Source organism: Streptomyces sp. Tu6071 (assembly GCF_000213055.1).
Lineage (GTDB): Bacteria > Actinomycetota > Actinomycetes > Streptomycetales > Streptomycetaceae > Streptomyces > Streptomyces evansiae.
In genome coordinates this window covers 7,045,605-7,065,075 of sequence record NZ_CM001165.1, presented here as the reverse complement: position 1 = coordinate 7,065,075, position 19,471 = coordinate 7,045,605, and the positions used below count along the sequence as shown (strand labels likewise).

17 protein-coding genes are annotated in these 19,471 nt (G+C 73.5%); 6 read left to right on the top strand and 11 right to left on the bottom strand.

Features of this window, described 5'->3' with window-relative positions; genetic code table 11:
- Window positions 1-79: 79 nt before the first annotated feature.
- Together ctaD and STTU_RS30120 are read right to left on the bottom strand one after the other, a co-directional pair.
- The gene (ctaD, locus tag STTU_RS30125; RefSeq protein WP_007829977.1) at window positions 80-1,729 is read right to left on the bottom strand and encodes a cytochrome c oxidase subunit I; all 1,650 of its coding nucleotides are present in this window, start codon (window positions 1,727-1,729) and stop codon (window positions 80-82) included.
- A gap of 241 nt (window positions 1,730-1,970) precedes the next feature.
- On the bottom strand, window positions 1,971-3,371 hold the full coding sequence (locus STTU_RS30120) for a carboxypeptidase regulatory-like domain-containing protein (RefSeq protein WP_007829976.1): 1,401 nt from the start codon (window positions 3,369-3,371) through the stop codon (window positions 1,971-1,973).
- 186 nt (window positions 3,372-3,557) lie between these two features.
- On the opposite strand from STTU_RS30120, the gene STTU_RS30115 reads away from it, so the two are divergent.
- Entirely contained in the window at window positions 3,558-4,226 is a 669-nt protein-coding gene (locus STTU_RS30115; protein ID WP_052862442.1) for a TetR family transcriptional regulator, read from the top strand.
- Between the two features lie 134 nt (window positions 4,227-4,360).
- A complete protein-coding gene (locus tag STTU_RS30110; protein ID WP_007829974.1) occupies window positions 4,361-6,358 on the top strand; it encodes a SpoIIE family protein phosphatase in 1,998 nt (665 codons plus the stop codon).
- 27 nt (window positions 6,359-6,385) lie between these two features.
- Here STTU_RS30110 and STTU_RS30105 read toward each other — a convergent pair whose 3' ends face one another.
- A complete protein-coding gene (locus STTU_RS30105) occupies window positions 6,386-7,060 on the bottom strand; it encodes a helix-turn-helix domain-containing protein (protein WP_043256774.1) in 675 nt (224 codons plus the stop codon).
- 68 nt (window positions 7,061-7,128) lie between these two features.
- The gene (locus tag STTU_RS30100; protein ID WP_009062874.1) at window positions 7,129-7,932 is read right to left on the bottom strand and encodes a VOC family protein; all 804 of its coding nucleotides are present in this window, start codon (window positions 7,930-7,932) and stop codon (window positions 7,129-7,131) included.
- A gap of 211 nt (window positions 7,933-8,143) precedes the next feature.
- On the opposite strand from STTU_RS30100, the gene STTU_RS30095 reads away from it, so the two are divergent.
- Complete coding sequence (locus STTU_RS30095) at window positions 8,144-8,650, top strand: hypothetical protein (protein ID WP_007829971.1); 507 nt, start codon at window positions 8,144-8,146, stop codon at window positions 8,648-8,650.
- Window positions 8,651-8,792: 142 nt separating this feature from the next.
- On the opposite strand, the gene STTU_RS30090 is transcribed toward STTU_RS30095, so the two are convergent.
- Window positions 8,793-9,614, bottom strand: a complete 822-nt coding sequence (locus STTU_RS30090) for a MerR family transcriptional regulator (protein ID WP_043256772.1) — start codon at window positions 9,612-9,614, stop codon at window positions 8,793-8,795.
- A 229-nt stretch (window positions 9,615-9,843) separates the two neighbouring features.
- On the opposite strand from STTU_RS30090, the gene STTU_RS30085 reads away from it, so the two are divergent.
- The gene (locus tag STTU_RS30085; RefSeq protein WP_007829969.1) at window positions 9,844-10,569 is read left to right on the top strand and encodes a DUF4190 domain-containing protein; all 726 of its coding nucleotides are present in this window, start codon (window positions 9,844-9,846) and stop codon (window positions 10,567-10,569) included.
- Window positions 10,570-10,617: 48 nt separating this feature from the next.
- On the opposite strand, the gene STTU_RS30080 is transcribed toward STTU_RS30085, so the two are convergent.
- Window positions 10,618-11,904: an FUSC family protein gene (locus STTU_RS30080; protein WP_007829968.1), complete on the bottom strand. Its 1,287-nt coding sequence runs from the start codon at window positions 11,902-11,904 to the stop codon at window positions 10,618-10,620.
- 169 nt (window positions 11,905-12,073) lie between these two features.
- Between STTU_RS30080 and STTU_RS30075 the strand changes: the two genes are divergently transcribed.
- Window positions 12,074-13,147 carry a glutathione S-transferase family protein gene (locus STTU_RS30075; RefSeq protein ID WP_043256770.1) on the top strand — a complete coding sequence of 358 codons (1,074 nt, stop codon included), beginning with the start codon at window positions 12,074-12,076 and terminating at the stop codon, window positions 13,145-13,147.
- Between the two features lie 110 nt (window positions 13,148-13,257).
- On the opposite strand, the gene STTU_RS35100 is transcribed toward STTU_RS30075, so the two are convergent.
- The 3 genes from STTU_RS35100 to STTU_RS30065 all read right to left on the bottom strand — a co-directional run bounded on the left by STTU_RS35100 (window position 13,258) and on the right by STTU_RS30065 (window position 16,264).
- On the bottom strand, window positions 13,258-13,419 hold the full coding sequence (locus tag STTU_RS35100; protein ID WP_007829966.1) for a hypothetical protein: 162 nt from the start codon (window positions 13,417-13,419) through the stop codon (window positions 13,258-13,260).
- Window positions 13,420-13,485: 66 nt separating this feature from the next.
- Complete coding sequence (locus STTU_RS30070; protein WP_043256768.1) at window positions 13,486-14,685, bottom strand: MFS transporter; 1,200 nt, start codon at window positions 14,683-14,685, stop codon at window positions 13,486-13,488.
- A gap of 511 nt (window positions 14,686-15,196) precedes the next feature.
- On the bottom strand, window positions 15,197-16,264 hold the full coding sequence (locus tag STTU_RS30065) for a cation diffusion facilitator family transporter (protein ID WP_007829964.1): 1,068 nt from the start codon (window positions 16,262-16,264) through the stop codon (window positions 15,197-15,199).
- A gap of 311 nt (window positions 16,265-16,575) precedes the next feature.
- On the opposite strand from STTU_RS30065, the gene proP reads away from it, so the two are divergent.
- The gene (gene proP, locus STTU_RS30060) at window positions 16,576-18,102 is read left to right on the top strand and encodes a glycine betaine/L-proline transporter ProP (protein WP_007829963.1); all 1,527 of its coding nucleotides are present in this window, start codon (window positions 16,576-16,578) and stop codon (window positions 18,100-18,102) included.
- A 106-nt stretch (window positions 18,103-18,208) separates the two neighbouring features.
- Here proP and STTU_RS30055 read toward each other — a convergent pair whose 3' ends face one another.
- On the bottom strand, window positions 18,209-18,694 hold the full coding sequence (locus STTU_RS30055) for a GNAT family N-acetyltransferase (protein WP_043257857.1): 486 nt from the start codon (window positions 18,692-18,694) through the stop codon (window positions 18,209-18,211).
- 53 nt (window positions 18,695-18,747) lie between these two features.
- Window positions 18,748-19,368 (bottom strand): TetR/AcrR family transcriptional regulator, encoded by a 621-nt coding sequence (locus tag STTU_RS30050; RefSeq protein WP_234009604.1) that lies wholly within the window; start codon window positions 19,366-19,368, stop codon window positions 18,748-18,750.
- Window positions 19,369-19,471: the final 103 nt, after the last annotated feature.

Genomic DNA, 19,471 nt, shown 5'->3' with positions numbered 1-19,471 from the left:
CTGTCTGCGTCAGGGGGCTCTCTGCGTCAGGGGCTGCGGGTGCCACGGTGGTGGGGCCGCGCCGGGCGGCCCCACCGGTTCAGTCGCCGCGGTGGTCGCGCTCGCCGGGGGCCTTGATCACGGACTGGTGCGGGGCGTTGATGGTCTGGTCCATCGCGTTGATCGCCGGGTGGTGCAGTTCGAAGGCCGGCGACTCGCTGCGGATGCGGGGCAGGGCGTCGAAGTTGTGCCGCGGGGGCGGGCAGGAGGTGGCCCACTCCAGGGAGCGGCCGAAGCCCCACGGGTCGTCCACCTCGATCTTCTTGCCGTACTTGGCGGTCTTCCAGATGTTGTAGAAGAACGGCAGGACCGACAGGCCGAGGAGGAAGGAGCTGATGGAGGACGTGGTGTTGAGCCACGTGAAGCCGTCGGCCGCCAGGTAGTCGGCGTACCGGCGCGGCATGCCCTCGGCGCCCAGCCAGTGCTGGACGAGGAAGGTGCCGTGGAAGCCGACGAAGAGGGTCCAGAAGGTGATCTTCCCGAGCCGCTCGTCGAGCATCTTGCCGGTGAACTTCGGCCACCAGAAGTGGAATCCGGCGAACATCGCGAAGACGACGGTGCCGAAGACGACGTAGTGGAAGTGCGCGACGACGAAGTACGAGTCCGAGACGTGGAAGTCCAGCGGCGGGGCCGCGAGGACCACGCCGGTGAGGCCGCCGAAGAGGAAGGTCACGAGGAAGCCGACGGACCACAGCATCGGTGTCTCGAAGGACAGGGACCCCTTCCACATGGTCCCGATCCAGTTGAAGAACTTCACGCCTGTGGGCACGGCGATCAGGAACGTCATGAAGGAGAAGAACGGGAGGAGCACCCCGCCGGTCACGTACATGTGGTGCGCCCACACCGTGATGGAGAGCCCGGCGATGGCGATGGTGGCGCCGATGAGGCCCACGTAGCCGAAGACGGGCTTGCGGGAGAAGACCGGGAAGATCTCGGTCACGATGCCGAAGAACGGCAGCGCGATGATGTAGACCTCCGGGTGGCCGAAGAACCAGAAGAGGTGCTGCCAGAGCAGCGCCCCGCCGTTGGCCGGGTCGAAGACGTGCGCGCCGAACTTGCGGTCCGCCTCCAGGCACAGGAGCGCCGCGGCGAGGCAGGGGAAGGCGAAGATCACGAGCACCGAGGTGAGCAGCACGTTCCACACGAAGATCGGCATGCGGAAGGCGGTCATGCCGGGGGCGCGCATGCAGATGATCGTGGTGATGAAGTTGACGGCGCCGAGGATCGTGCCGAAGCCCTGAAGGGCGAGGCCCATGATCCACAGGTCGGGCCCGAGGCCCGTCGAGTGGACGGCGTCGGTGAGCGGCGAATAGGCGAACCACCCGAAGTCCGCGGCCCCTTGGGGGGTGAGGAAGCCGCTGACGACGATGAGCGAGCCGAAGAGGAAGAGCCAGTACGAGAACATGTTCAGCCGCGGGAACGCGACGTCGGGCGAGCCGATCTGGAGGGGCATGATCCAGTTGGCGAAGCCGATGAAGAGCGGTGTCGCGAACATCAGCAGCATGATCGTGCCGTGCATCGTGAACGCCTGGTTGTACTGCTCGGGCGAGATGATCTGGAGTCCCGGCCGGGCGAGTTCGGCGCGCATGACGAGGGCGAGGACGCCGCCGAGGCAGAAGAAGGTGAACGAGGTGACCAGGTAGGAGGTGCCGATCACCTTGTGGTCGGTGCTGGTGATCCAGCGGATCACCCAGCCCCCTGGATACCTCCGCCGTACGGGGTCGGGGGGCGTCGGGGGACGGGAGTCCACCAGGGTGTCTGCCGAGCTCACTCGGTCTCCATTCGTCATTCGTCAAGCGGCGGGCGGGAGTTCCCGCCTGCGCCCGTATGGCGACGGAAGAGTACGAACGACACGCGGCGCGCGAGGGGCAGGCCGGGCGGTAACCGCCCGATCGGCCCAACGCGGTGCACCCTGTTGGCGGAGCGCGGGCTCAGACGGTGACGGCCCTGCCCGCGAGGTGGAAGTCGTGGCGGGCGGGGTGTCCGTCCCGGATCGCGACGCGGGCGACGGCGGAGAGCCGGGAGGGCGCCGAGGCGATCACGACGACGGTCTGCTCGGCGAGCCCGGCGGCGGCGTAGGCGCCCTCGTCGTCGGTGGTGGCGCGCAGGAGTTCCCTGCCGTGGGTGCCCGTGACGGTGATGACGACGTCGCGCAGCGGGTGCCCCGCGGTGTCGGTGACGCGCCCGGTGAGCTGGGGCAGCGGGAGGAGGCTCGCGGCGCGGTGCGGGGGCAGCGCCTCGGGCTGCCCGGTCTCCAGGGCCGGGTCCTCGACGGGCGGTTCGGGCACGGTGTCCGTCGCGGTGTCCCGGGCGGCGGCGCGGCGGGCGAGGAGGGCGCCGAGGCCGTGCAGGACGAAGGCGGCGGCGATCCAGGCGAGCAGGACCAGGACGTGCGGCACGACGTCCTTGCCGCCGAAGTAGAAGAGTCCGCGCAGGGCTTCGATGAGGTTGCCCATCGGCATGACCGGGTGGAGGGCGCGGAAGAAGCCCGGGACCATCTGCACCGGGATGGCGCCGCCGCTGGAGGGCATGCTGAGCAGCACGAACAGGCCCATCGCGACGCCGGGCAGGTACTGCTTGACGAAGGGCACGAGGCCGAGCGCGGTCTGCGAGACGGCCTGCGACATGAGGAAGAGGAAGAGGATCGCGAGCGGGTCGTCCGGGATGACGTTCATCCAGCGGGCGACGCCGTAGGCGACGAGGGCGAGGACGGCTCCGGAGGCGGCGAGGACGAGGATCTTGTCCCGCCGCCCGAGGTTCGTGGCCCGCAGCAGCATCATGACCATGACGTAGGCGGGGATGGTGCAGGCGAGGACGACGTAGAAGAGCCCGGTGCCCATGCCGTCCCCGGCGGCGATGGGGGCGACCTCGGTGACCTTGAGGGCGGACTGCCCGCCGTCGTGCGGGCCGGGGCTCTGCTGGGCGACGGTGGTGAACGTCTTCTGGAGGACGTTTTCGAGCGAGTAGCCGTCGGCCTTGGCGGTGAAGAGCTCGGGCGCGCCGGGGCCGGGGACGTATCCGGCGACGGCGTCGCGGTCGGTGACGGCGGCGCGGGCGGCGTCGGCGTCGTGCACCGGGACGAGGTCGAAGCCGCCGGGGACGCCGCGGTCCAGCGCGTGCTGGAGGGGCGCGGCGGTGGCGGCGGGGACGGCGACCTTGACGTGGTGCGGGACCGGGTTGTGGAAGGGCAGGAGGTAGCAGACGAGGAACCCGGTGAACATGAACGCGGGGAACCACAGGGTGCGGACGAGGGTCAGGGCCGTCTCCCGCTTCGTGGAGCCGTCGCCTCGCGTCGTGGTGTCCGCCGTCGTGCCGGGTGCCGATCGCACCATGGGGTGCCTCCGCCTCCTCTTGTCCTCGTGCGCTTCGTGGATTTATGTGCCTAAACCAATATTTAGCAACGCTAACATTAACGTGCAGTCGTGCAAAAATTCATTCGTGCAAGTTCTCGCACAGAGATGGCAAAATCGTCGGCGCGGTCCTCCGGACGGCGGAGGGCGGACGCGGTGAGGACGACGATGCCCGGACAGAGCGCGCACGAGGACGAGCCCGGCGAAGAGGACGAGGGCGGCAACGGGCTGCGGGCCCGCAAGAAGCTGCGGACCCGGCGGGAGCTGCGCCGGGCGGCGACGCGGCTGTACGCGGAGCGGGGAGCGGCGCACGTGACCGTGCAGGACATCTGCGCGGAGGTCGGCATCTCGCCGCGCACCTTCTTCAACTACTTCGAGAGCAAGGACGACGCGGTCTTCGGGCTCGACCACCGGCTGCGCGAGCGGGTCGTGTCCGGGCTGCTCGCCCGCCCGGCCGCCGAGGCCCCGCTGCCCGCGCTGCGCGAGGCGATCCTCGCCGCCGTACCGGCCGTGGTGGCCTCCGACACGGAGTTCGCCCGCAGGCGGGCGCTGCTCCACACCGAGCCCGAACTGCTCGACCGGCCGCTGCGCAACAACCGCCGGATGGAGGAGGCCGTGACGGCCGCGCTCGCGCACCGCACCGGGGCCGCTCCCGGCGACCTCTACCCGCACCTCGTCGCGGCGACAGGGCTGGCCGCGATGCGCGCCGCGCTGCGCGGCTGGGAGCCGCGCAGCGGCGCGGAGGGGCTCACGGCCGCCCTGGAGCAGGCGTTCGCGCTGCTCGCGGCCGGGCTCCCGGTGCCGCCCGCCGGGCCCGCCCGCGTACCGGCCCCGTGAGAGAGCCGTACCCCCAAGGGCTCCGGACGGGTGGCGGCCCGCCGGGCGGGCCCCGACCCTGGAGACGTGGGCCCGACCGCGGGCCCGCGGGAGCCCCGTACCGGCTCCGCCCGCCCTCCCCGTACCGGTGAGCCATGACAACGTCCCCCGCGCCCGCGCAGGACCCCGGCAGTGCGGCAGCCGGCGAAGGCACGGCCTGGCTGCTCGTGGACGCGAGCGCCCGCCCGGCCGAGAGCCGTGTCCTGGAGGTCTCGCGCCGTGCCGCGCGCCTCCTGGAGCGCGCGCCCGACGAACTGGTCGGCGCACCGCTCACGGCCCTCGTGGCCGAGGGCAGCCTGAACAGCGTGATCGCCCTGCTCCTGGAGGCGGCCTCCTTCGCGCGCGACGGCACGGCGGGCAAGGCCCTCCAGCCGGTGGAGTTCACCGTCCCCAGCGGCGCCGTCATCTGCACCGCCAGCGCCCGCCGCCCGCGCGGGGACGACGGCGTACTCCTCGTGCGGATCGAGGAGAAGTTCCCGCAACGGCGCTGGGAGGCACTGCGCCTGGGCGTCGTCCTGACCGGCGAGTCCTTGTGGCTGTACGACCACGACGCGGAGCGTTTCCGCTGGCTGGAGGGCGAACCGCCGTTCTCGCTCATGGGCCCTGACCGGGACGTGAGCCCCGAGGAGTTCCTGGCGCGCGTCCATCCCCACGACCTCGACTCCGTCGCCGCCTTCTTCGACTCGCTCGTCTCCGGGCGCACCGACAGCGGCGAGCTGCTCTTCCGGCTCCGCAGGAGCGGCGAGGGCACCGGTTACCGCAAGCTGCACACGCGGGCCCGCGCGGCGCGCTTCGGCTTCACCGGGGCGCGCCGCATCGTCGGCACCACGGAGGACACCACGACGCTCGTGGAGCGCCTCGACGCGCTCCAGGCGGCGTACGTCAACGAGCGCAAGCGCGGGCGCCTCGTCGGGGAGCTGGCCTCGGCGTTCATCTCGGCCGCCACGGAGGACGAGCTGACCGAAGCGGTGCTGCACCGGCTCGCCCCGGCGTTCGGCGGGGTCGGCACACTCTTCGCGTACGGGGAGCGCGGGCACCTGCGGGTCGTCTTCGGCGACGAGATCGACCAGGCCCTCGCGAAGGAGCTGGAGGGGCTGCCGCTGAGCGCCCCCAAGCCTCTCCCCGAGGCGATCCGCACGGGAGAGGCCCTCTTCATCGCGAGCCGTGAGGAGTACCGCGAGCGGTGGCCGATGGCCCACAGCCTCCTCGACGCGACGGACGCGGAGTCCTTCGCGATGGTGCCGCTGCGCGCGGCGGGCCGGCAGCTCGGCGCGTGGGTCATCACCTTCCACGAGCCCGGCATGCTCACCGAGGGCGACCGCACCCTGATGCGGACCCTCGGCACGCTCGCCGGGCAGGCCCTGGAGCGGATCAGGCTCCAGGAGGCACGCGTCGAACTCGCCCGCATCGTGCAGCGCAACATGCTCCCCGAGGTGCTGCCGCCCGTGCCGGGGGTGGAGCTGACGGCGCTGTACCACCCGGCGCAGACCGGGCTCGACGTCGGCGGCGACTGGTACGACGTGGTGCCGCTCCAGGACGGCGGGGCGGCCTTCGTCATCGGCGACGTGCAGGGCCACGACCTGCACGCGGCCGGGCTCATGGGCCAGGTGCGCACCGCGCTGCGCGCCTACGCCTGGCAGGACCCGCAGCCCGGCATGGTCCTGGAACGCACCAACGAGCTGCTGCTCCAGATGGGGGTACGGGCCTTCACGACGTGCCTGTACGTGCGCCTCATGGCGGACGGCCGGCTGTGCACGGCGCGCGCGGGGCACCCGCCGATGGTGCGCCTCGACGCGGGAGGCACGGCGACCGTGTGCGAGGACGAGACCGGCCCGCCGCTCGGCGTCCTGGAGGGGGCCCGGTACCCGGAGCACGCCTACGACTTCGCGCGCGGAGGCATCCTGGCACTGCTCACGGACGGGGTGGTGGAGGGCCCTCGGTTCACCGCCGACGAGGGCCTGCGCCGCGTCGGCGACCTCCTGGCGCTCAAGGCCCACGAACCCCTGGACGTGCTCGCGCAGTACCTGATGTCGACGGCGGGGAGCACGGGGCACCTGGACGACTCGGCACTCCTGCTGGTGCGCGGCATGTGAGCCCCGGGCCGGGGCCCCGGACCCGCCTCACGTGCGGATGATCCGCCCCGTCAGCCGCTCCGGCCGCAGCGTGAACCACGTCGTGCGGTCGCCACCCGCCCAGGGGGCCGACCAGGCGGCGCGTTCCAGGGCCTCGGTGCGGGCGGGGTCCGTCACGCGGCGCAGGGTGCCGGTGGCGAGGACCGACCATCCGGCGCCGAGGGCCTCGTCGACGCGGTCCACCTCGAAGGCGACCGTGCCGCCCGCCACGTGCGCCAGCGGGCCGCGCGGCGTCGAGCGCAGCGTCAGCTCACCGTCGATCAGCGTGTAGTTGAGCGGCAGGATGACCGGGCCGGTCGTCTCCGTCGTGAACCCGACGCGGCCCACGCCGTGCGCGCCGATCCTGCGACGGCACTCCTCCTCGCCCATCTCCTCCAGGACCGGGTGGGCGGCGGCCCGCCCGCGGCCGTCCGGGTACCCGGCGGCCGTCCCGCGCAGTTCCGCGAGGCTCACGCCGAGGGCGTTGGCGATCCGCAGCAGCACCGCCGTACCGGGCGCCGCGTTCTCCTCCTCGATGTAGCGCAGATACGAGGGATCGGCGCCGACCGCCTGCGCGAGTTCGGAGCGGCTCAGCCCGGCCCGCGTCCTGCTGTGCGCGATGCGCCGGCCCACGTCGCTGCCCTGACCGCCCCCGGGGGCGGTGAACTGCGATACCGGAGTCATGGCTCGTGCCTTCCTGGGCCGGGGCGGGACCCGTGGGCGTGCCCCCGAGGCGGTGGTCGGCGGAGGGATCAGCCGCCGGTTCGTTCCGCGAGCGTGAAGATCGCCCCCGCGGGATCGCGCAGCACGGCCCGGCGGAACTCGGGTCCGTCCTGCCGCTCGACGAGCGAACCGGAGTGCCGCGTCGCCTCGGCGACGGCCGCGTCCAGGTCCGCCACCGGGAAGTGCACCCGCCACATGGGGCGTACGAGCGGATCGGGCGCGGCCTCGACGGCGCCGGAACTGATGCGGGCGAGCTGGTTGTCCCCGTCCCGCACCACGACCGCCTCCTGCTCGTACCGCACCTCGGGTGCCCCCGGGATCTCCGCGCCCCAGCCGAGCACCTCGCCGTAGAAGATCGCCGCCTCGAAGGAGTCGCGGGTGCGCAACTCGACCCAGGCGAGCCGGCTGCGCCTGCCGATGCGGCCCGGTGTGCCGTCGTCCTGCCAGACGCCGAAGACGGCGCCGTCGCGGTCGGCTGCGAGGGCGCCGCGGCCCCGCGGCAAACGCAGCGGGCCGATCGCGACGGTGCCGCTGCGCTCGCGGACGCGGGCGACGGTGTCGTCGATGGCGGCGACGGCGAAGAAGGGAATCCAGGCGACGGCGACCTGGTACGTGGAGGCGACCGCGCCGAGCACCGCGACCGTCCCGCCCTCGGTGTCCTCCGCCACGCAGAACTCGTCCCCGAGCGCGTTGCCCCGGAAGGTCCAGCCCATCACGGCGCCGTAGAAGCGCTGCGACTCGCCGAGGTCGTGGGTCATGAGGTTCACCGCGCCCCGGGAGCCGAGTGCGCGCTCCTCGTGGCGCTGCTGCTGCCCGGGACTGTCCGCCGTCACCTGGGGCCGCCTTCCTGTGGTGCCTGGGGCCGGGGTGCCCGCACGCGTGCCCTCCGCGCGCGGGCGGGCTCGTTCATCTTGGGCCGGGGCGGGGTCCGCCGCATCCGGGGACATGCCGGGGGTTCACCCCCACGCGCGGTGAGCCGTAACCCTGATCGACGGACGCACGTTCACGACGTTGACCCATGACCGCTACAGAACGGAGCGCACAATGGCCAAGCGTCGCCAGCAGAAGGGCCGCAAGCACCGCCAGGTGAACCGGACGCCTCGTCCGGTCACCCGCACGGGTGCCGCCCGGCTCGTGGCAGCGGCCGGAGGCCCCGAGCGCCCACGTCCGGCCGGTACGCCGGACGCCCCCACGACGGCCCGCACCATCACCCCGGCCGCGTCCGCTCCCCCGGCCCCGGCCCCGGCCCCGCAGGACGCCCCCGCCGCACCCGAGGTCCCCGCCCCCGCCCGGCCCACCGCGCCGGTGGTGGAGGCCGGGGATCTCTTCGCCCCCGCCGCCGCCGGGGGCCTCGGCCGCAGCGCGGCCCGCACCTTCGCCCAGCTCAGGGAGGGCGGCCCGGCGGGGCTCGCGCTTGACGAGCTGGCCGAGCGCGCGGGCTTCCAGCCGAACACGGTCGGCAAGCACCTGAGCGGACTCGCGGAGCGCGGCGTCGCGGAGCGGCGCGGCGACCGCTGGTACGCGACGGAGCAGGCCCCCGCGCCCGCCTGAGCCGGCACCGGCCGGGGCCCGGACCGCGCGGGCGCGGGGGCGGGCGGCGGCGCCGCGTGCGCGGGGGCGCGAAGCCCCGCGCGTACGCGGCCCGGCGCCCGCACCCGCGGCCTCACACGGCCCGTACGAGCCCGCTCCCCGTCTACTCCGCGAGCGGGAGCTGGAGCTCGGTCACCCACGTCGCGGGCTCGCCCGCGCACTCCAGGTAGACCTCGCGGGTGAGCCCGGCGGGCCGGGCGTTCTCGGTCTCCAGCCAGCGCCCCACGAGCTGTTCGGAGGCGAGGACGGTGTCCATGGAGCCGTGGTGGACGAGGGTGGCCGCGCGGGTGACGGCGGGCAGCGTGACGGCGCGCAGTCCGCTCGCGGCCGGGACGTCGGCGCCGACCGGGAAGAGGGCGTGCACCTCGACGGGGCCCTCCTCGTCCCCCTGCTGGACGTAGTGGGCGATGCCGGGGCCCTGCGGGCGGATTCCGGCGGCGTCGAGGAGGCGGCACACCTCGTCGAAGAGGGGGCCGACGACGGGGGTGATCGCGGCGGGGTCGAAGGAGGCCGCGACGGCGGTCAGTCCGGCGGCGCGGACGGCGGGCAGGGTCTTGACGACGATGTCCTGGGTGGACATGTGTCCCTCGCTCTCGATGACGTGGAGCCGCGCCCCGACCCGGGCGAGCCGCGCGCGGGCCGCCGCCGCCTCCTGTGCGAGCTGCGCCTGACGCAGGCGCAGCATCCCGCGCAGCTCGGCCGGGGCGACGTCCTCGGCGAGGAGGTGCCCCACCTCCTGGAGGCTGAAGCCGAGTTCCTTGAGCGCGATGACACGGTTGAGGCGGCTGAGCTGGTCGGCCGTGTAGAAGCGGTAGCCCGTGTACGGGTCGGTACGGGCGGGGCGCAGCAGCCCCAGGGCGTCGTAGTGCCGCAGCATGCGGACCGACACCTGCCCGTGCCTGGCGAAGTCTCCGATGGTGAACATGACGTCCTCACTCCACGGTCTGACACGGGGGGAGAGTCAAGCACGCGCGTGCCGGGGTGCGGACGCGTGGCGGCGGGGGCGGGACGGCCCGCCGCTTCGTGACGCAATCGTTGAACGCGCGCACCACGAGTACGGGGACAATGAGGGGCCCGCCGCGGCCCCACCGCTCCGGACGGGACGACCCTTATCCCTCCGGGCACGCCGGATTCGCGAGAAAGCAGGACCGCACATGTCCCACTCCCCCGAGGACAGCGAGCGCCCCGGCGGCGCCGGGGAGCGACCCGACCTCTCCAAGCCGGCCGCGCCCGAGCAGCCGCCCGGGGAGCGCGATCCTTTCGCGGTACGGGACGAACCGCCGCGCCCCGAGGGCGCACCGGGTCCGTACGCCCAGGCCCCGGGACCGTACGCGCAGGCCCCCGGCCCCCACGGGCAGGCGCCCGGCCCCTACGCCCAGCACCCGGGCTCCTACGCCCAGGGGCCCGGTTCCTATGCCCAAGGGCCCGGCCCCTACGGCCAGACGCCGGGTCACATACCCGGGCACGACGCGTGGGGAGGGCAGTACGGCGGGCAGTGGCAGGGCGGGAAGCCGCCGGGCGGCGGCATGGCCGTGGCCGCGCTGGTGTGCGGGATCGCGGCCGTGGTCTTCTGCTGGACCGTCGTGGGCGGGATCATCCTCGGGGTGCTCGGCGTCGTCTTCGGGATTCTCGCGCTGCGCCGCTCGCGCAGGACCGGGGCGCCGAACCGGGGGCTCGGGCTCGCGGGGATCATCGTCGGCGCGGTGGGAATCGTCGGCGGTGCCATCACGCTCGGGGTGATCATCGCCGTGACCACGTCGGACGACTTCCAGGACTCGTACGACTCCTTCCGCAACTACTCGGAGTGCCTCCAGCACGCGCAGTCGCCCGACGAACAGCGGATGTGCAAGGAGAAGTTCGACCGGGACCTGAACGGCTGACGGTCTTTCGGGCCCGGCGGCGGGAAGCGTCCGGCGCCTCGCGGGGGCTCAGCCGTCGCCCGACTCCCCGCCGCCGCGTCTGCCGCGTCCGGGCGGGCGCGGACCGCCGCTGGTGAGGCGCGCGCGCAGGGCGGCGAGCCGGGGGTAGCGCTCGCGCTGGCGGGACGTGATGCGGTCGAGTTCCTCGATGAGACGGGCCGAGCGCTTCTCGACGTCGAGTTCGTCGAGGATGCGGTCGGCCTCGGCGAGCAGGGCGCCGTAGAGCTGCCACTGCGCGGCCTCGGCGCGGATGACGTCGAGGAGGAGCGTCGCGAGGTGGTCGCGTTCGGCGTGGCTCGCGTCGAGCGCGCGGGTGAGCGCGTCCTCGGCGTCCTCCGCGCCCGTCGACAGGGGGGTGGTGATGAGCGCGGCGAAGCTCTCGACGGCGCTGCCCATGTGGAGCAGCAGCCGCGCGTAGCTGTCGGCGGCCTCCTCGGGGAGGGGGCGGCGGCCGGGGCGTTTGGCGGCGAGGTCGGTGAGGGTGCGGAACTGCACGCGCTGGACGACGGCGCAGATCTCCAGGGTGTCGAGCCCGGTGCGCAGGACGACGCGGTTGAGGAGTCCTTCGCGCACGCGGGGGTTGAGGCGGGTGCTCTCCTCGGCCTGGCGCAGTTCCTCGTCGACCTCGGCGATGTCGTTGTCGAGACGGCGCGCGGCGTGCAGCCAGTCGGCGGCGCGCGCGGCGTTGTAGTCCTCGCCGACCTGGAGGGCGACCTCGTTGTAGAGGCGGCTGCTGCGGCGGGCCATCGCGGTGATGGCCTCGTTCGCCGTGCGGACGTACACGGGCGGGGCGAGGAAGAGGTTGAAGGCGAGGCCGACGCCCGCGCCGATGAGGGTCTCGTAGACGCGGTCGAGCGCGGTGTTGGCGACCTGCGAGACGCCGAGGACGAGCATCGCCGAGATGGCGACCTCGGGGACGAACTCGCCGACCCGCACGATGCGGCCGATCACGAGCGCGGTGACGATCGTCAGCCCGAGGCTCCACCAGGTGAGGCCGACGAGCGAGGAGAAGCCGCTCGCGATGAGCACCCCGGCGATGACGGCGTTGACGCGGCGGATGCCGGTCCTGATCGTCGCGAAGAGGGTGACCTGCACGACGAGGAGCGCGGTGAGCGGCGCGGTGAGGGGGGCCGGTTGCGGCAGGAGGGTGACGGCGAGGACGTACGAGATGACGGCGGCCGACGTGGAACGCAGCGTCTGGGTGACGACGGGCTCGACGCTCCTGCGCGCCAGGTCCTTCACGGGTGCGGGCGCCTTGCGCGCCAGGGCGGTCACGGGTGCGGGCACTTCGGGCATTGCCTCATCTTGGCCACGCGGGCGTGAGGGGACCGCCCGGCGCGCGGGTCCCGGCAGGTGATTCGTGCGCGCGGAAGGAGGCAGGCGGGCCCGGGGCGGGTAGGGGTGCGGGGACGGACGAGGTCCTTCGCCGTGCCGGGCGGGGGCGGTGACGACGGGAGCCGGGACGATGACGGACGCGACGGACGGTGCGCGGGGGGCGGAGAGCTCCTCGGCGGGGAACCCGGGAGAGGGCGGCGGGAACTCCGGGTACGGCACGAAGCCGTTCAAGCGCTCGCGCAGCCATTTCGCGGACCGGGTGACGGCGGACGGGCGGGACGGCTGGCCGGTGGAGGCGGGCAGGTACCGGCTCGTGGTGAGCAGGGCGTGCCCGTGGGCGAGCCGGGCGCTGGTCTCGCGGCGGCTGCTCGGCCTGGAGGACGCGCTCTCGCTCGCGGTCGCCGATCCGATCCAGGACGACCGGAGCTGGCGGTTCACGCTCGATCCGGACGGGCGCGACCCGGTGCTCGGCATCCGCTACCTGGCCGAGGCGTACGACGCGCGCGAGCGGGACTACCCGGGCGGGGTGAGCGTGCCCGCGCTCGTGGACGTGCCGAGCGGCCGGCTCGTGACCAACGACTACCAGCAGCTCACGCTCGATCTCGCGACCGAGTGGAAGGAACTGCACCGTCCGGGCGCGCCCGATCTCTACCCCGAGGCGCGGCGCGACGAGATCGACGAGGTCATGGACGGCGTCTACCGCGACCTCAACAACGGCGTGTACCGGGCGGGTTTCGCCGATACGCAGGAGGTGTACGAAGAGGCGTACGAGGACGTCTTCCGGCGCCTGGCGTGGATGTCACGGCGTCTGGAGCGGCAGCGGTACCTCGTCGGGGACTCGCTGACGGAGGCGGACATCCGGGCGTTCACGACGCTCGTGCGCTTCGACGCGGTCTACCACGGCCACTTCAAGTGCAACAAGCACAAGCTCGCCGAGGACCCGGTCCTGTGGGCGTACGCGCGGGACCTGTTCCAGACGCCGGGTTTCGGGGACACGGTGGACTTCGGCCACATCAAGCGGCACTACTACGGGGTGCACCGGGGCATCAACCCGACCGGCATCGTGCCACGCGGGCCCGAGCCGTTGTCGGCGTGGCTGAGCCCGCACCACCGCGAGGAGCTGGGCGGCTCCCCCTTCGGCGAGGGCACGCCGCCGGGCCCCGTCCCCGCGGCGGAGGCGGTGCCGCCGGTGCGCCGCGGCTGAGGCGGCACGCGCGCGGACGTGCGGGCGTGGGGCGCGAGGGCGTGCGGACGTGGGGCGTGCGGGCGCGCCAGGAGACCCGCCCCGGTGACACCCGCCGCCGGGGCGCCCCCTTACTCCTCGCGCTCGTAGTCGGCCTGCGCCTCCTCCACGTCCAGGTCGTGCCGTGCCGCGTCGTACAGCTCGCGCACGAAGCCGCGCGCGGTCTCCTCCTCGGTGCCGGGCGCGGTCTCGCGCAGGCGGACGGTCCACTGCTCGATCGCTTCGTCACTCATGACTCCAGGGGACTACGCGCGCGGGGACGCCGCCACTCGGGTGAGCGCTCCCCTTGGGGGCGGGCCTCAGTGCGGCAGCAGCGCGCGCACGCGGGGGCGCAGGACGTAGGCGCCGACCCCGGCGGCGAGGGCGAGGACGCAGAAGGAGAAGGTGAGTCCCGCCGTGCGCAGCCCGACGCCCTCGGCGAGGGCGCCGACCGCGATGACGGGCACGGAGATGCCGATGTAGGCGAGGACGAAGTACGCGGAGAGCGTGGCGCCGCGCCGCTCGGCGGGTGCCCGCACGCCGACCGCGGTGGTCCCGGCGCGGAAGGCGAGTCCCTGCCCGAAGCCGCCGAGCACGCCGCCCGCGATCAGGAGCCACAGGCTCTCCCAGGCGAGTCCGGCGGCGACCAGGAGGAGCCCGGCGACGAGCACGAAGCAGCCCGTGGGCAGCGCGCGCCGCACCCCGAAGCGGCCGAAGGCGCTCTGTCCGGCGATGGACCCGGCGAAGACGAGGAAGACGACGAGTCCGGTCGCCGCGAGGTTGTGCACGCCGAGGGTCTGGCCCAGGAAGCTCGGTGAGACGGCGGTGAAGAGGCCGAGCAGCGCGAAACCGGCGAAGGCCGCGCAGGAGGCGGGGACGAAGACGCCGCGCACCTCGGGCGGCACGGCGAGCCCGCGCGGGCGGGGCCGGGCGCGGGGGCGCGCGTCGGCCACCGGTTCGGGGAGCGTGAGCAGCGCGAGCGCGGCGAGCACGACGAGGCCGAGGTGGACGAGGTAGGGCAGGCGCAGCGGCCAGCGGGCGTACTCGGCGAGGATTCCGGCGACGAGGGGGCCGCAGCCGAGGCCGCCCATGTTCGCCGCGGTGGCGGCGAGCGAGGCGCGGGCGGCGTGGCGTTTCGGGGCGAGGTCGAGCACGTAGGCGGTGGCGGCGCCGGAGAAGAGCCCGGCGGAGAAGCCGGAGAGGAGCCGTCCGGCGAAGAGGGCGGGCAGTCCGCCCTCGAAGACGAAGCACAGCGCGCTCGCGGCGGAGAGGCCGAGGCCCCACCACACGGCGGCGCGCCGCCCCGCGAGGTCGGACCAGTTCCCGGCGAGGAGCAGCACCGCGATGACGCCGACCGCGTACACGGCGAAGACGATCGTCACCATGAGCTGACCGAAGCCGAGTTGTTCGCGGTAGAGGCCGTAGAGCGGGGTCGGCAGGGTCGTGCCCGCCATGCCGACGGCGAAGACGGCGGCGGCGAGCGGGTAACCGTGCGGGAAGCGGGGACGGGGCGCGGTCATGGAGCCACGGTAGGCCGCGCCGTCCCCGGCCGCGCGGGCGGCCCGGGACAGGGTGTCAGCGGGCGGCCGTGGAGAGGGTGTCGGACGAGCGTGCCCGCGACGCCGGAACGTCCCTGGGGGGACGCCCTCCAGGGTGCTGACGAGTTGTCCGCGCACCACGTCGCCGAGTACGCCGGTGACGGCGCCGCTGATCCCGGCGACAAGCCGGGCAGGCACGTCAGGTGGGAGGCCCCTTCGCGCAGGCTCAAGGCGAGGACGGGGTACGGGCCTTCGACGGCCTTTCCGCCGACGCAGCGGCGCGCGCGCCGGCGCCCAACGGCTCGGGGTGTCGCCGCCGACGGTGGACCCGAGGGCCGGCGAGCCGAGCCGCCGGGGCGCCCCGGAGCTTCGCGGGGACAAGCGGGACCGCCGCATCGTGGGCATCGCCCCCGCGCACGAGTCGGCCGCCGCGCCCGGCTCGCGCCGGTCGCGGCGGCCTGACGCACCGTGCTCACACGTCCCCGCCCGCCGCTCAGGCCGTCAGGTCCGGGGTCGTGTGGTCCTTCGTCGCCTCCGGGGCCTCCGTGACGTCCAGGAAGACCTGGTCGGCCTCGGGCCAGCGGGCCGTGAGACCGGCCTTGACGCGCTCCATGACCAGTTCGAGCTTCTCGCTCTCGTGGCCCGGGGCGAGGTCCACGCGGGCCGCGACGAGGAGCGAGTCCTGGCCGAGGCGCATGGTGAGGAGGGTGGCCACGCCGTCGATCTCCGCCTGTTCGTCGAGGTACGCGGCGATCGCCTCGCGGGTCTCCGGGTCGGCGCCCTCGCCGATGAGCTGATCGCGCGCGTCGGCGCCGAGCTTGAAGGCGACGAAGAGCAGCAGCACGCCGATGGCGAGCGAGGCGGCGGCCTCGTAGACCACCTGCCCGGTCGTCATGTGCAGCGCCATACCGGCGATGGCGAGCAGGACACCGAGGACCGCCGTGCCGTCCTCCGCGACGACCGTGCGCAGCGCGGGGTCGGAGCCGATTCCGCCCTCCTGGCCGCGCACCTGGATCAGCGCCCGCGCCAGCGAGGTGCCCTCGGCGAGGAAGGCGACGCCGAGCACGACGAGCCCGACGATGTACCCGCTCGTCGACTCCTCGCCCGAGGAGCGCAGCGCCTCCACGCCCTGGAAGACGGAGAAGCAGCCGCCCATGACGAAGATGCCGACGGCCGCGAGCAGCGACCAGAAGTAGCGCTCCTTGCCGTAGCCGAAGGGGTGGCCCGGGTCGGCGGGCCGCTTGCTGCGGCGCAGCGCGGCGAGCAGGAAGACCTCGTTGAAGCTGTCGGCCACGGAGTGCGCGGCCTCCGAGAGCAGCGCGGGCGAGCCGGCGAAGAGCCCCCCGACGAGTTTCGCGACGGCGATGACGAGGTTCGCGGCGAGCGCGATCCAGACCGTCAGCTTGGTGTGCGCGTCACTGCTCCCGGCGGCGCGCGTGGCGTTGTCCGCCTCGGCCGGCTTGGCGCCGTCCGCCTCGCCCGGCTGGGCGGCGCCCGCTTCCCGCTCCCCCGCCACCCGCGTCCCGCCGTCCCGCGTCCTGACGTCGTCGGCCTCGCTCATGGGTCCTCGCTCCCTCCCCGTCGTACGTGCAGGAGACACGCACAGCCTCCGCGTACCCCGCTCCGGGCCGCTCAGGCGGGCCTTCGCGGTGGACCGTACGGGCTGTGTCCTCACCTCTTCGGCCGTGCCGCGCGGCGCCGGGGGCGTGAGGCAAGGAGGGTACGGAGGGCGGGCCGCCCCCGTAGCGGGAGGGGGGCGGCGAAACCCGTACGGGACCGTACGAGACGGGGAGAGGGAGCGGGATGCCGGAACCGACACGGCGGCCCAGCACGGACCGGGCCAGGAGAGGTGACCGGCAGGCCACCGACCGGATGCTGCGGACCCTGCTGCGCCGCCGCAAGAAGATGTACGCGGCCCAGGACGTGACGGTGACCGATCCGCCACGCATCCGGCGCGCGGTGACCGCGGCGGCGCTCGGCAACACCATCGAGTGGTTCGACTTCGGGGTCTACGCCTATCTCGCGGGCACGCTCGGGAAGGTCTTCTTCCCGTCCAGCTCACCGGGCGCGCAGGTCGTGCAGACCTTCGCGACCTTCGCGGCGGCGTTCCTCGTGCGGCCCCTCGGCGGGCTGGTCTTCGGGCCGCTCGGGGACCGGATCGGGCGGCAGAAAGTGCTCGCCGTCACCATCATCATGATGGCGGCGAGCACCTTCGCCGTCGGCGTGCTGCCCACGTACGCCTCGGTCGGCTTCGCCGCGCCGATCCTGCTGCTCGTGTGCAGGCTCGTGCAGGGCTTCTCGACCGGCGGCGAGTACGCGGGCGCGACGACGTACATCGCCGAGTACGCGCCCGACAAGCGGCGCGGGTTCTTCGGGAGCTGGCTCGACTTCGGGACCTTCGTCGGCTACTCGCTCGGCTCGGGTCTCGTCACGGTCCTGACCACGGTGCTCGGCGAGGACGGCCTCACCGACTGGGGCTGGCGCATCCCGTTCTTCGTCGCGGGGCCGCTCGGCATCATCGGGCTCTACCTGCGGCTCAAGCTGGAGGAGACACCCGCCTTCCAGCGCGAGGAGGAGGACCGCGAGGAGGCGCTCGCGGAGGGCGACCCGGTCGAGGAGGCTCGGCAGTCCGGCAAGGGCAGGCTGAGGGACATCTTCGCCCACCACTGGGAGGCGATCCTCATCTGCATGGGGCTCGTCCTGCTCTACAACGTGACCAACTACATGGTCACGTCCTACCTGCCGACGTACATGTCCGAGACGCTCGGCGAGTCCGAGACGACCGCGCAGCTCCTCGTGCTCGGCACCATGGTCCTCGTGGTGCTCACCATCACGACGGTGGGCCGCAGTTCGGACCGCTGGGGGCGGCGCCCGGTCTTCTTCTTCGGCAGCATCGCGCTCATCGTCTTCTCCATCCCCGCGTTCCTGCTCATCCGTCAGGGCGGCATCCTGCTCCCGGCGATCGGCAGCGGCATGCTCGGGCTGCTGCTCGTGACCTTCGCGGGCACGTCCGCCTCGACACTTCCGGCGCTCTTCCCGACGCGGATCAGGTACGGGGCCCTGTCGATCGCGTTCAACATCTCGGTCTCGCTCTTCGGCGGTACGACCCCGCTCTTCGCCTCGGCGCTGGTGGAGGCGACGGGCAACGAGATGGTGCCCGCGTACTACCTGATGGTGGCGGGGGTGATCGGGCTCGTCTCGACGCTCTTCCTGCACGAGACGGCGGGCCGTCCGCTCCGCGGCTCGGGGCCGATGGTCGAGACGAGCGAGCAGGCCCGGCGCCTCGTCGCCCGCAGCCGCATCCATGCCGGGCGCCAGGCACGGGACGTGTGGGTACGGCTGCGGCACCCCTGGCACGGGGCGGGAACGGGGGACGGCAAGGGGAAGAAACGGGAGTGAGGCGGGACGGTGCGGGGCTCGCGCCCGTACGGAGTCTGCCTCCCGTACGGCGTCTGCCTCCCGCACGGGGACGGGCCCCCGCCGGGCCGTCGCGCCTGCCCCGCCGCTACAGCGCCCGGTGCAGGCTGTGGAGCCCCACGTATCCGAGCCGCGGGTGGCGGAAGCCCTCGGGGAGGGTGCCGAGGATCTCGAAGCCGAGGTCGCGGTAGAGGGCGAGGGCGGGGGCGTTGGTCTCGACGACGGCGTTGTACTGGATACGGCGGAAGCCCGCCGCGCGCGCCCAGTCGAGGCTGTACGCGACGAGGGCGCGGCCCGTGCCGCGGCCCTGGTGCGCGGGGTCGACCATGTAGCTCGCGCTCGCCACGTGCGCGCCGTTGCCGGAACGGTTGGCGTACATGTTCGCGGTGCCGAGGACGGTGCCCGCCTCCTCGGCGACGACGACGTGCGCCGGGGCGGGCAGCATCCACATCGCGCGGGCCTCCTCCTCCGAGGGGTGGAGGGGGTAGGCGAAGGTCTCGCCCGCCGCGCAGATGTCGCGGAAGAAGGGCCAGACGGCCTGCCAGTCGGCCGCCGTGGCCTCGCGTATCAGCATGCGGACGATCATGCGGGGAGCCCCGGGGCCGTGTCAAAGGCTTTCGGGCGCGGCTACGTCCCGGCGGCCTGCTTCTCGTTCTCCGAGGCGATCATCGCGTCCACGCCGCCCCTGAGGAACGCCATCGCGAGGGTGATCGCCCCGTTGCGGTCGGCGCCCTCGGGGTGCTCGACGATCTCGGTGATGACGGCGGCAGCCGCGGCGGCGGCGAGGCGGGGACCGAGGGAGCCCGGCCGCTGCCCGGTGTCCTCGGCGAGGATGCTGGCGCCCTCCTCGATGACGGCCGCCATGCGCGCCGTCTTCACCGCCCGCAGCTCGGGGTTCGCCTCGAACATGCGCACGCCCATCTCGTCGAGGTCGTCGTGACAGGCGAGTTCCTCGCGCAACCAGCTCTCCAGGGCGTGTACGGCGGGGAGACCGGGGGCACGCGAGCGCAGGGCCTCGGTGAGCGCTTCGACGGAACTGTCGAACGTGGCGAAGGCGATGTCCTGCTTGGAGCGGAAGTAGAGGGTCACGGTGCGCGGCGAGACCTCGGCGGCGGCGGCGATCTCCGCGACCGTCGTGGCGTCGAAGCCCTGCTCGGCGAAGAGCTCGAAGGCCGCGCGCGTGATGGCGGCCCGCCGTTTGGCCTTGCCCCGCTCCCGCAACCCCGCCCCGTCAGTGACCCTGTGCATGACATCGAGCATAGCGAGGGACGCGCCGCCACGAGCCTTCGGCGCACTGCAAATTTACCGATGACTGCAAAGATGCACTAGAGTGCAGAAATCTCGCGGAGCC